At 38.3% G+C, this 12,321-nt stretch carries 13 protein-coding genes and 1 pseudogene; 7 read left to right on the top strand and 7 right to left on the bottom strand.

All coding sequences use genetic code 11. The annotated features are described in order from the left end of the window. Positions 1 to 86 precede the first annotated feature (86 nt). Together ACJ004_RS30210 and ACJ004_RS08870 are read left to right on the top strand one after the other, a co-directional pair. Positions 87 to 727, top strand: a pseudogene (locus ACJ004_RS30210) (AlkZ-related protein). 294 nt (positions 728 to 1,021) lie between these two features. Beyond that, positions 1,022 to 2,266 (top strand): MFS transporter, encoded by a 1,245-nt coding sequence (locus tag ACJ004_RS08870; protein WP_410892544.1) that lies wholly within the window; start codon positions 1,022 to 1,024, stop codon positions 2,264 to 2,266. A 52-nt stretch (positions 2,267 to 2,318) separates the two neighbouring features. Here the strand turns inward: ACJ004_RS08870 and ACJ004_RS08865 are convergent, their stop codons facing one another. Next, a complete protein-coding gene (locus tag ACJ004_RS08865; RefSeq protein ID WP_410892543.1) occupies positions 2,319 to 3,707 on the bottom strand; it encodes an ATP-binding protein in 1,389 nt (462 codons plus the stop codon). A 515-nt stretch (positions 3,708 to 4,222) separates the two neighbouring features. Here ACJ004_RS08865 and ACJ004_RS08860 point away from each other — a divergent pair. Next, positions 4,223 to 5,854 (top strand): M4 family metallopeptidase, encoded by a 1,632-nt coding sequence (locus ACJ004_RS08860; protein ID WP_410892542.1) that lies wholly within the window; start codon positions 4,223 to 4,225, stop codon positions 5,852 to 5,854. 379 nt (positions 5,855 to 6,233) lie between these two features. On the opposite strand, the gene ACJ004_RS08855 is transcribed toward ACJ004_RS08860, so the two are convergent. Then, positions 6,234 to 6,719, bottom strand: a complete 486-nt coding sequence (locus tag ACJ004_RS08855; protein ID WP_410892653.1) for a nucleoside deaminase — start codon at positions 6,717 to 6,719, stop codon at positions 6,234 to 6,236. A gap of 164 nt (positions 6,720 to 6,883) precedes the next feature. Here ACJ004_RS08855 and ACJ004_RS08850 point away from each other — a divergent pair, with 164 nt between their 5' ends. The 3 genes from ACJ004_RS08850 (at position 6,884) to ACJ004_RS08840 (ending at position 9,150) form a co-directional block, all read left to right on the top strand. After that, positions 6,884 to 7,408, top strand: coding sequence for a sigma-70 family RNA polymerase sigma factor (locus tag ACJ004_RS08850; protein WP_410892541.1), 525 nt, complete (start codon positions 6,884 to 6,886; stop codon positions 7,406 to 7,408). Continuing rightward, positions 7,401 to 8,723: a DUF4179 domain-containing protein gene (locus ACJ004_RS08845; protein WP_410892540.1), complete on the top strand. Its 1,323-nt coding sequence runs from the start codon at positions 7,401 to 7,403 to the stop codon at positions 8,721 to 8,723. The genes ACJ004_RS08850 and ACJ004_RS08845 overlap by 8 nt, the downstream gene beginning before the upstream one ends. A gap of 205 nt (positions 8,724 to 8,928) precedes the next feature. Further along, positions 8,929 to 9,150: a hypothetical protein gene (locus tag ACJ004_RS08840; protein ID WP_410892539.1), complete on the top strand. Its 222-nt coding sequence runs from the start codon at positions 8,929 to 8,931 to the stop codon at positions 9,148 to 9,150. Between the two features lie 71 nt (positions 9,151 to 9,221). Here the strand turns inward: ACJ004_RS08840 and ACJ004_RS08835 are convergent, their stop codons facing one another. The 5 genes from ACJ004_RS08835 to ACJ004_RS08815 all read right to left on the bottom strand — a co-directional run bounded on the left by ACJ004_RS08835 (position 9,222) and on the right by ACJ004_RS08815 (position 11,417). Continuing rightward, entirely contained in the window at positions 9,222 to 9,731 is a 510-nt protein-coding gene (locus ACJ004_RS08835; RefSeq protein WP_410892538.1) for a DoxX family protein, read from the bottom strand. A gap of 296 nt (positions 9,732 to 10,027) precedes the next feature. After that, on the bottom strand, positions 10,028 to 10,417 hold the full coding sequence (locus ACJ004_RS08830; protein WP_410892537.1) for an SRPBCC domain-containing protein: 390 nt from the start codon (positions 10,415 to 10,417) through the stop codon (positions 10,028 to 10,030). A gap of 19 nt (positions 10,418 to 10,436) precedes the next feature. Beyond that, complete coding sequence (locus tag ACJ004_RS08825; protein WP_410892536.1) at positions 10,437 to 10,613, bottom strand: hypothetical protein; 177 nt, start codon at positions 10,611 to 10,613, stop codon at positions 10,437 to 10,439. A 38-nt stretch (positions 10,614 to 10,651) separates the two neighbouring features. Continuing rightward, positions 10,652 to 11,107: an SRPBCC family protein gene (locus ACJ004_RS08820; protein ID WP_026568447.1), complete on the bottom strand. Its 456-nt coding sequence runs from the start codon at positions 11,105 to 11,107 to the stop codon at positions 10,652 to 10,654. Then, a complete protein-coding gene (locus ACJ004_RS08815; RefSeq protein WP_410892535.1) occupies positions 11,091 to 11,417 on the bottom strand; it encodes an ArsR/SmtB family transcription factor in 327 nt (108 codons plus the stop codon). Before ACJ004_RS08815 ends, ACJ004_RS08820 begins: the two co-directional genes overlap by 17 nt. 192 nt (positions 11,418 to 11,609) lie before the next feature. On the opposite strand from ACJ004_RS08815, the gene ACJ004_RS08810 reads away from it, so the two are divergent. Next, on the top strand, positions 11,610 to 12,317 hold the full coding sequence (locus tag ACJ004_RS08810) for an MBL fold metallo-hydrolase (RefSeq protein ID WP_410892534.1): 708 nt from the start codon (positions 11,610 to 11,612) through the stop codon (positions 12,315 to 12,317). The last annotated feature ends 4 nt before the right edge of the window (positions 12,318 to 12,321 follow it).

The following is a 12,321-nucleotide window of genomic DNA, read 5'->3' as shown; positions in this document are numbered from 1 at the left end:
ACTAATAGGGAAATAAAGAGATATTCGGACAAAAGGGAGATTTGGTTAGCTTGGTAGATTATAAAATTCATACATATGAGGAAGCAGTGAAAGTCATTAAGGAAGTGGGTTTATTACCTCTTTCGCCGCTCATTCCTTACTATCCCTCGCTTGATAGCATTACATCCAAAGAGCATTGGCATTCTGGCTCCGAATTGGACCCATGGTTATGGAGGGCGCAGTTCCCTGTAGATGGTGTGGCAGCCTATGGAAAGTTTATCAAAAAAAATCCGTATTAATCTCCCGTGAGATTCTGCCTTTAGTTAGGGCGGTCTTAGGTTCCCAGAAATCAGTCTCAGAACGTTATCATGATGGTCTAGTTTCAAGAGAAGCCTTAGAATTATTTACCTTGATAAGCGAGGAAGAAGGTATCGACACTAGAGTGTTACGAGTCAAGGCAGGCATGAAGGACAAAGAAAAGAAAAAGCCGTTTGATCAGGCGCTGTTGGAGTTACAGGGCTCGATGGATATTGTTGTCTCAGTGACCAAGGAGAAAACAAACGAATCTGGTGAGAAGAATGGCTGGAGCAGTACCTCCTTTGAAACACTTGACAATTGGTCAAGAAATAATCATCTGGACTTGGGGAAAATAGAAATGGATGAAGCAAAAGAAGAGCTAAAGAACCATTTTGTAAAAATAGGCAGTCCCGAGTCTATGAAGGTTTTAGGAAAGGTTTTTAAGTTTTAGGTTTTAGGTTCTAGTGATGATCATTGATTACACATTATGACAAACTTCGCTCTTGATTCTTCGTGATGAATCCATTAATATGGAAACTACGATAGTTGAAAGGGTGACCACAAAGCCAATGATTCACTAAACCTATTAAAAGAAAAAAATTCGGATTATTATTAAACGAACATATTTCTGGATAGGGTTAGTGCGGGCTTTTATAGACAAAAGGGAGTAAATAGTACTTGGTGTACTGTGCCCTTTTGTGCTCAAGTACCTCCTGTCCAGATGAATGGATGAGGAGGTTTTTTTATGGAAGAAACAAAGTCAAACATTACCATGGGGGACTTATTTAGAAATCGAGTCATACGTACCATCTTGCTCTCGACGTTATTTTTACAAATCGGTATTTGGGTACGTAACTACTCCATTTTATTATTTGTGATTGAGCAGACAAATGAAGATCCCGTTGCGGTCTCACTGATTTCTGTTGCAGAATTTGCGCCGATATTTCTGTTTTCCTTTATTGGAGGGACTTTTGCAGATAGGTGGCGGCCAAGACGGACGATGATTTGGTGTGACTTCCTCAGCGCGCTGTCTATCTTTATTGTCTTGTTAACACTGGTATTTGGGGGCTGGAAGGTCATTTTCTTCGCAACACTTGCGTCATCGATTCTTTCACAGTTTTCACAGCCTTCTGGAATGAAGCTTTTCAAGCTTCATGTTAAGGAAGAACTAATTCAAATGGGTATGTCTATGTACCAAACAGTATTCGCTTTGTTTATGATTTTAGGGCCGATTATTGGTACTTTTGTGTATCAGAATTACGGCATAAATGCAGCGATTGCGATTATGGGGATTGCTTTTATGCTTTCGGCAGCGATTCTATTTATGCTTCCACCTGACCGGGAAATCGAGGAAAACGCTGTGAAAACAACTCTTATGGAAGAAATGAAGGCTGGGTTCCGTTATGTTTGGAACAGCCGGGCGCTGACTTTACTTGGTGGCTGTTTTGCAGCAGCAGGTTTAGGGCTTGGATTGACACAGCCACTTTCTGTTTTCCTTATTACGGAAAGACTTGGCTTACCAAAAGAGGACCTGCAATGGTTGATGGCAGCTTTTGGAGCGGGGATGATTTTAGGAGGGGGCCTCATAATGGGGTTAGCCAAAAAGACTCCTCCACAAATCTTGCTCGCCATTGGAATGAGCGCCAGTGCGCTAGGATTTTTTGTGATGGGGTTATCAGAACAGTTGTGGTTGACATTGACCGCACAATTTATTAGCGGTTTGTTTATGCCTTGTATTCACATTGGAATTAATACGATGATATTGAAAAATACCGAAGAGGCTTTTATTGGGCGAGTCAATGGCATATTAAACCCGATGTTTATGGGGACAATGGTCATCACTATGAGTGCGAGTGGTTTGCTGAAAAAAACATTTTCGCTTGTCACGATGTATGAAGCTTCTGCCTTCCTTTTTATCGTGGGGGTCATCATTCTAGTTCCACTCTTCAAACAATCGATTCCTCTTTTGAAAAAAAGTGAGGAAGCTTAAGAATCGCAAAAAGGTTGCTCCTTTCAAAGAGCAACCTTTTTTAATAATTTTCTCATTCATCTACTAATGGCAAAGTAATTTCAATTTGTGTGCCCTCAGTGGGTATACTCTTTATAAAAATCTTCCCGCCATAGGAGTCGATAATTCGTTTGCAGACGGTTAAACCTAATCCAGATCCATCTTTTTTTAATGTGAAGAATGGGTTAAAAGCTTGGTTAATTTGATCTTGCTGCATCCCCACGCCGTTATCCGTTACTGTAATCAAACACTGATCTGCTTGTTTTTCTAAAGTAATCGCAAGGCTTCCTCCAAAGGGCATGGCTTGCAAAGAGTTTTTTGTTAAATTAAGAATGACTTGTTTTAACTGATCTTTGACACAAGAAACAGGCAGACTGTCCTTATAGTAATTAATGGTTAATTCCACATTCATAAAGTTGGCTTCAGAATGTATGATCGGATCAATTTCTGCCAAGATGGTATTGATATTATCCGTTTTAAGCGTGTGAGCAGTGGGTTTCCCTAGAACGAGCAATTCACTTACTATAATATTGATCCGATCGATTTCCGTTTGAATCACTTCGAAATAGGATTGGGCTTTCTGATCTTGATATTCCTCGCTTAACAGTTTTATTAAGCCTTTTATACCGGTTAACGGATTCCGTATTTCATGGGCCGTACTTGCCGCAAGCTTCCCAATTAATTCTAGTTTATGATGTTCAATTTGAGCATTTTCCCTTTTTACTTTCTTTTTTAAAAGTAGATATTGAGCCCATAAAAAGACGATATTTGAAATAGTTAGAAAGATGATCATATATTTAATAAACGGTTTCCAAAAAACTAGTCCATTTTCAGATTGGACAAAGATTGAAATCGTCCAGGGTACTTTTGCTATCTTTTTACTAGATTTAATCGACTGATCTTCAAGGATGGATCCTGCTTTAAATAAAACCTTGTTTGAATCATCAGTGACTATGACCATTTCATCCGTAACCAAGTTTTTAATAGCTGCTTCAATTTTGTCCGTACGTAAACTAGCAACGAGAACACCTTGAACTTGCCCATGGTCGACAATGGGAGTAGCAATCGTGATGATTTGCCTTCCTGTGACGCGGCCAATATGTACGTCAGAAAAACTTGTTTTCTCTGTCTGGATTGCATGCTGAAAATAAGGTTGGTCGCTCACATTCACATTTTTAGAATTGGTATTCGTGCTGATTAATAAGTCACCATTAATGTTAGTCCAAAAGAAACCGGAAAGACGAGGATCTTTTCCTGTTGCTTCCCGAAGTAAATTTTCTATATTCGTCAGGCTGGTATTCTGAAATTTAATCGAAGTTGCGAGTACCTCTAATCTGCCAACCGTTTCGTTAAAGAAACTTTCAATGTTCATTGTGTGAAAGTTGGCATATTCTTCGGCCTTGTTTTTATGTTGATATTCCAAAACTTTTACTTGGTGTTGTGCTAAGACCGAACTGATTGCTACTGTGGGGATCAAAGTGAGAAGTAGATAAATCAGAAATTTATTCTTCAGGATTAATGAAATAAAGCGAATGCCGAGCAAATGAAATCTACTCCTCAATTTTTGTATATTACTATATTACTATTTTTTTAGAGAATGGAATATATCTTTTTTTGTTTATTTTTGGTAAAACTACTCGATTTTCTTTGAATATGCCGCTTGAATTAGACCCTGAGAAAATAGAAATCGAGTAATCCTTTGGCACTAAATAAAAAGTTACAATAAATAATATAAAGTTTAGTTTCCAAAAAAATAAACAATAAAATTTTCCCAACGCCAATGATGAACCTAGCGTTGGGATTTTTAATAGAATAGATATTTTTCACCTGTTGCCTGACACCCTGTCCCACACTTTTTTCCCAATTATCCTAATAGTTTCCATATGTTATGATTATTTTGAAAATTCTACACAAAAAGAAATTAGGAGGCAGATGACGATGAAAAAGAGAACGTCACTAGTATTAGCATTAGGATTAACAGTGGGGTCCGTGCTGCCGATTACGGCTGCGGCAAAGACAGTTCCGTACAATGTTACGGTTAAGAAAGATGCATCCCAATTTGGTCAGGATGCTCAGGTAAATTGGAAACAAGGACAAAAGGTACCATCCTTTGTTCATGGAAAGCTATCAACAAAAGCATATAAAGATAAAGATGCTATTAAGCAATTTTTAAAAGAAAATAAAGCGCTTTATCAATTAGATACAGCTAAAGATTTAACTTTACTAGATGTTCAGACGGACGAGCTTGGCAGCAAGCACTATAATTTTGTTCAATCGGTTCAGGGGATTCCAGTGGATGGGGCAAAGTTTAAGGTCCACACCGATAAAAATGGCATCGTGACTGCAGTAAATGGCGATGTGTTCCCAGAAGCCTCCTCCTATTTCAAAGGGGTCCTGAAAGCACAGATATCTAAGGATGCTGCCCTCGATAAGTCCTGGAAATCTATTAAGGTAACCAAAGCGGAAACCTTAACCAATGCCGAAGCAGGTCCTGCTGGCAAAAAGGTAGAGGATACCGTGGAAAAGGCAGAATTAGTGGTCTATAAAAATGGTGATCAATTTAATTTGGCCTACAAAACAAATCTTCAATTTATTCAACCATACCCTGCCAACTGGGTTGTCTATGTGGATGCCGAAAATGGGAATATCTTAAAATCCTATAATGCTGTCGCTGATGGAACAGGGGTAGGAGTTCTGGGGGATACGAAAACGATTAACACCTATTACTCAAGCGGAACCTACTATTTATATGATATTACCAAGCCGATGACTGGGGTAATTGAAACAAGAACGGCTAAAAATCTATCTCTTTTACCTGGTAATTATTCTGTTGATCCGGATAATAATTTCAACGCTACATCACAAAGAGCGGATGTAGACGCCCACTATTATGCTGGTAAAGTCTATGATTATTATAAAAATACGTTTAATAGAAATAGTTTTGATAATAATGGAGCGACTCTTCGCTCTACTGTCCACTATGGTAGGAATTATAACAACGCGTTCTGGAACGGATCACAAATGGTTTATGGAGACGGCGATGGAACAACCTTCCGTTCATTGTCAGGTGCGCTGGATGTTGTTGCCCATGAATTAACTCATGCCGTAACGGAAAGGACAGCAGGGTTGGAATATCAATATCAATCCGGTGCTTTAAATGAGTCCATTTCCGATACATTCGGGGTATTCCTTGATAAAGGGGATTATTTAATGGGGGAAGATGTATATACACCAAATATATCCGGAGATGCGCTTCGCAGTCTTTCCAACCCAGGTCTTTATGGTCAACCGGATAATATGAGCGGCTATGTGAATACAACCTCTGATAATGGAGGAGTTCACACAAATAGTGGTATACCGAATAAAGCCGCCTATTTAACGATTTCAAGTCTTGGGACAGCCGTCGCTGAAAAAATCTACTATCGTGCGTTAACGGTTTATCTGACACCGACAAGTAACTTTAGCAGTGCACGTGCGGCTCTCCTTGCATCAGCAGCTGATCTGTATGGTTCAGGCAGCACGCAGTACAATGCCGTTAAATCCGCTTGGACACAAGTAGGGGTAAACTAAGAAAATTAAAAAGGTCAGCCATCACAATTTGTGATGGCTGACCTTTTGCTGAGCAAAAAAATAGATTGGTGTCAGGAACCAATCCAAAATGGGAAGTTTTAAGAAACGAGCTCTTCGAACCATTTCCTAATTAAGTTACCTTTATATTAAATAAAACATGTGTAGAACTTAGGGAGAACTTGTGTGGAAGTTGTGAAGATATTGTTTGAAGGCAAAAAAATAGATTGGTGTCAGCACCAATCAAAATAATGGGAAGTTTTAAGAAATGAGTTCTTTGAACCATTTCCGTATTAACTTGAATTAATCATAGGAAAAACTTGTGTAGAATTTAGGTGGAACTTGTGTGGAAGTTGTGAAGATTTCAAAAGTCACACTGTGATTAAGATGGCCTGCGCCCGTTTAAGACAACTTCCGCCATAAAAGGTGAATACTTTTTCAATAGTCTTGTTGATTCATCACTCAAGACTCCGCTCTTGTAGTTATGGAGCCGTTTTTTAATATAAATATTAGAATCAATAAAATGAGCCATATCCATGTACTTATCCTCGACGGCAAACACAACATTTCGAATATTTGCAAGGGTAAGGGTAGTTAGGCACATCAGGCACGGTTCAACCGTCGTATACAGAATACATTCCCTGGCATGTTTCCTTAAATAGGAAGCGCATTGATTCATCGCATTTATTTCGGCATGTGCGAGCTCGCTATCCATGGTATTAATTCTATTGGATCCTCGCGAAATAATGGTGCCATTATGGACAATAATTGCTCCGATTGGTCGGTCCCCGCGTTTTCCAGCCTCTTCGGCTTCTTTTAATGCCTCCTCCATAAAAAGTTGATGATCGTATTCATGAAAATTTGTGATTAATTAACTCTCCTCCTTATCATCTTCTTTACTATAAAAATATCAAACATATTAAAATAATGTAGCTAAAACCAAAATAAAATTTTTTTTAGAAATTGCAAAACCTTTTTCCTGTTCAATGGTCTAATATTTAGTACAACAAGGTTGTGGAAGGTGGCGATGGCTTGAGCGTAGATGAGCAATTAGTAAAGGATGCTATAAAAGGCGATGATTCTGCCTTTTTGAGACTAATGCAGCTATACAAAATAGATTTATATAAAACGGCTCTTTCTTATTTTAGGAATGAGGAAGAAGCAATAGAAGCCATTCAGGAAGTAACGTATCGTGCCTACAAAAATTTGAAATCCATCAGGGATACTGCCTATTTCAAAACATGGCTGACTAGAATCATGATCAATTATTGCAATGACCAACTGAAAAAGAATAAACGCATTGTATTAGGTGAAGAAATCTTAAACAAACAAGGGAATGAAGAAAATCATACCCGAATGGAACTGAAGGATGCCATGTTAGGGTTGGATGACCGTTCTCGTGAAATTCTAATGCTAAAATACTTCAACGATATGAAAATAAAGGATATCGCTAGCACGATGAAATGTCCTGAAGGAACGGTAAAAACATGGCTTAACAAGGCATTAAAGGCACTCCGGGAAAAGCTTGAACAGAAAGGCGGAGATCTTCATGTATGAAAAAGAAGAAGAACAACTTAAAGACTATAAAAATATGTATGAAAATATCAAAATTCCGCTGGAATCAATCGATGACGCTATTTTAGCAGGCTTTCAAAAAGCTAAATTAGAAAAAAAGCGAAAACCTCGACGCCAAAAGTGGGTATTCAGCTTAGTGACTGCTGCTTTAATTCTCGTGGGATTCTTCACCTCGATTCGGCTTTCGCCAGCGTTCGCGGGCTACATAACAGTGATCCCTGGAATGGAAAAAGTGGTTGAACTTATCCGTTACGATAAGGGAAAGATGATGGCCATTGAAAATGATTACTATGAAAAAATTGACGTTTCTAAAGAAAAAAATGGGTTAAAGTTTACAATCGATGGTGCGATTGCTGATGAGAATGGTTTAGCCTTGTTTTACACAATAAAATCGAAGGAAAAGCAAACCGTGTTAGAAACTGAGGGTGTTCAACTGTCAAGCCAAGATGGAAAGAGCCTAAATTTGAGTGGGATTTCAATGGGGAGTCCGCTCAATTCTGAAAAAGGTGAGTTAACACATAGTGATATGTTTGAATTTTATGTTCAATCCCCTCTAGAGTCAAAGAAATTTGAACTAAAGGTACGAGTAAAGGGAAAGAAATTGCAAGAGGATTTTAAGCTGAAATTTGAATTGAAAAAGGATCTACAAAAGAAAAAAACATATGCTTTAAATAAAACTGTTACGATTGATGGTCAAAAGATTTATTTCTTAAAAGCGGATATATATCCATTAAGGGTAGCTGTCCATGTAAAGATGGATCCAAATAATACAAAAAGAATCTTTAGCTTTGATGATTTGCGACTTGTCGATGAGAATGGAGAAACATGGAATAAAATTCAAAACGGGGTGATTGCAAGTATTATTTCCCCCGACGAATATATCCTTTATCTGCAAAGTAATTACTTCCGGAACCCAAAAGAATTATATTTGGTACTTAATAAAATTCAAGCGATTGATAAGGATGAAGTAAATGTTGTCGTAGATACAGAAAAGCTACAAATCCTAAAGCAACCTAATGGGGGGCACCTCAGTAATTTACGAATAGTAGGGAATAATCTGTATCTAAGCCTTCGAACAAAAAAGGAATTCAATTATTTTCTTTTTATTAACATTAAAGATGGTGATGGCAAGAAAATAGAATCTAATATGAGCTCAGTGAATGGAAATGGGGAAAAAGGGATAACCGAAATTGGAGTTAACATTCCAAACCTAAAAAATCAAACGAACCCGATATCACTAGAGCTATCAAACTTTCCGTCCTGGATTATCGGGAATGAGAAAATAAAAATCAAATAACTGGGTAAGGTGTGGGTGTCAGGCACCATGTGAATTTTTCACATGGTGCCTGACACCCATTATTTAAATTATCCTTAATCTTTTTATAATAGGCTGTTGTTTAAATAAACAAATGCAATATAATAAGAATATAGATGTTCACAAGATTGTCAAAATCTCAATTTTATTAACGTACATAAATTTTAATGTTTCAGGGGGATGACATATGATTAGAGCGGCTGTGGCTGGTGTTGTTGGTTTTGTGCTTATTTTTATCGAATCGATGATTGTCATGAAGTTAAAAGGCCTTGAAACCATTGAATTTGGCGGCTTGACTCCATTCATTAATGTCTGGGCGATGAACTTCTTTTTCGTGTTTGCCATTCTTACGCAAGTAACCAATTGGTACGAAAATAAGGAAAGCTTAAAAGAGGACAACAGCTTTTAAGAAACACTCTAATAATAATAAAGCGGCTCAATCTGGAGGGAAGTTCTAGATTGAGCCGCTTTTTGTTTGAATTAGGCGTTTTGTTTGATAGATTTGTTTCCTTTTAGGGCAGTTTTACGAATGAATGGGATTACCCAGCGGTCAAGACCGATACGGCCGGCATTATAACCAGAGAATAGGATTATTGCTCCGATGAACAGGTCAGTTGGAATATGAGATACAGTTCCTGCCAAGAAGAAAGAAAAGTTCATCACAAGACCAAAGAACATTGCAGCTGTTGTTAAGCAACCAAGAATAAGTCCAAGCCCTACTAAAAATTCACCTAGTGGAACGATCGTATTGAAAATATCTACGTTTGGTAACGCGAAATGCTTTAAGAAATCAACATACCAGCCATACACCATTGCACCGTCCGGCCCTTTTACTGGATTAGCAATTACACCTTTTAAAAATCCAGAAGCATCGAATCCGCCCGTTAATTTGTGGAAGCCAGCTGTTAACCAGGAATAACCGATATATAGTCGAAGGACTGTTAAAATTCCTGCGGCAACTTTGTTTTCTCTTAACCAATTTACTACCATGTGAAACACTCCTTATTTAAAAAGTTTTTTATTTGATTTCTACATTGTTACTATATCAAACTTATTTTGAAATTAGGCTAAAATGTTCACTATTTCACATATTCGTAATAAAGTTTTGAACAAATTTCAAACAAACTAGCTTTTTTCCGTCCACTGGTGGGTTTTGTCCATCATTGAGGCTATAAAGGCCAAATCTCCAGCATCCTAACCAAGAATTGTCCATTTTTTTCGATATATAAAAAATGCTTGGAGACACTCCAAGCATTTTTACGCTGTTAGGATAAATGAATTGAAGCTTATCCTAAATATTTTTCTAAAGGTTTCCAATAATTTTCTCCCCATCCAGCCGCAAGATGTACTTCTTCGGCTTCAGGAAAACCGATGTGGTCGAAAACCAAAAGGGTTTTAGAGTCTTGTTCTGTAAGCTCAAACTTAGCAATGGAGTAAACCCCTTCAGGCCAATTGGCTACGCGCCAAGCTTGAACGATCCGTACTCCTGGTACTAGTTCAATGTTTCTTCCAAGAATCATCCCGCCAAAACATGAAAAAGTGCCACCAGCTTCGGGGCTGATTTCAACTGGAGCCCCTCCTGTAACTTCACTAAATTGCTTAGAGTCAGTAAGTGCTTCATAAATACGTCCAGGGCTTGCATTGAAAACTACTTCCTGATGAATTGTTTTAGACATTGTTATTCCTCCAATATGATTAAGCAGAAGCTAACTGCTTGTCTTTATTTTTTAACCATTCTTCTAGCATATCAACGGTCATGGTTTTTAACATATCCGCATGATCATGAATTGCATGATGCCACATTGCTGCCTCTACCTTATATCGGTCAGCGTTTTCTACAGTAAATCCACAGTTACAAGATAATTTAGTCATTTTTTTACCTCTCCCAAATAAAAATATTTTTATAAAAATTAATGCATGGCTACAACGGACCAAGGGTCAACGCCTGGATCTCTGCCTTCTGCAAAATCTTTGATGCGCGGCATGTAATGGGACCAGCCTTGTTGGTGTGAAGGGATTTCTTCCACTGGCAAGTCATAATGAGTTAATACTAGGTTCGTACCATTTTCTTTCGGAGTCAGTTTAAATTCAACTTTACTTGAGCCAGGAGGCACAAGCTTTGATTTTTCCCAGCCCCAAGACATAACAATTTTTTCATAAGGAACAATTTCAACATATTCGCCCATGGCAATATCGCTGCCATTGACATCAATTCGATATTTACCGCCGATTTTAGGCTCGAGCAGGATCTGTCTTCCCATCCAACGGACCATTTTGTCTGCATCCGTAAAGAATGAAAATAATGTTTCTGGACGGGCTTCAATAAAAATTTCTTTGGTGATAACGTCATTATTGGTCTGATTCATTATTAATTCTCCTTTCTTCCGCTTCTGCAGCTTCTTTCAAACGAAGTAAACTATCATCCCAAAAACGGTCAATATATTGCTTTAATTCAGAAAAACCGTCCCTTCTAATACCATAGTACCGTTTTGTTCCGTCTCTCCGAACCACAACAAGGCCAGATTGTTCGAGAACTTTGAGATGTTGAGAAATTGCAGGAGCTGAGATGTCAAAATGTGAGGCAATCGCGCTGGAGGTAAGCTCCCCATCGCGAACAAGATATAAAATATCTCGACGTCTAGGCTCTGCCAAAGCATGAAGGACTTTTTCAATCATGATGTTATTTTAGCGTACACTTAATTAAGTGTCAACTTAATTAAGTGATATCGATATTAGTATTTTTTGGCAAAAAAGATGAATATATAACTGATATAAGGAATTGAAATTTTTCCCAAAAAAATACTTGATAAAACTAATGGTATTAGTTAATATAAAACTAATGATATTAGTTAAAAGGGGATGTGCCAAATGAGGTTGATTAAAAAGGGGTATTTGTATCAAGTCACATTTATGGCGAGTGTGTTTCCGGTCAATTGCTATTTGGTAGAGGAAGCGGAAGAGTTAACGTTAATTGATGCTGCATTAGGTTTTTGCACGAAGGGGATCCTGAAGGCTGCAGAAACGATTGGAAAGCCGATTACGAAAATTGTATTGATGCATGCTCATGAAGACCATGTTGGAGCGCTGGATTCAATAAAAGAACTGCTGCCAGAAGTACCGGTTTATATTTCAATTCGCGACCACAGATTAATGAATGGTGATCGTTCGCTTGATTCTCATGAGGCACAAACACCGATAAAAGGCGGGGTCCCGAAAAAATTAAAAATGCGTGCCAATATTTTATTGAAGGAAGGCGACCTAATTGGTTCATTGACCGCAATCGAAACGCCGGGACATACACCTGGCTCAATGTCATTTATAGATTTACGGACAAATGCGCTGATTGCTGGTGATGCCTTGCAAACACGAGGTGGAATGGCCGTTGCGGGGGATATTGTCCCGTGGTTTCCGTTCCCAGCCTTTGGTACATGGAGTAAGGAAACAGCATTGACAAGTGTAAGGAAATTAGTAGGATATCAACCAGATTTACTTGCGGTCGGCCACGGGGAGATGGTAATGAATCCTGTAAAAGAAATGGAACAGGCCATTAAACATCTTGAACGAAAAATCGGATAAGGAG

Source organism: Neobacillus sp. 204, assembly GCF_046562815.1.
Lineage (GTDB): Bacteria > Bacillota > Bacilli > Bacillales > Cytobacillaceae > Neobacillus.
The sequence above is the reverse complement of the archived record's forward strand: the minus strand, read 5'-3'. Positions and strand labels throughout refer to the sequence as shown.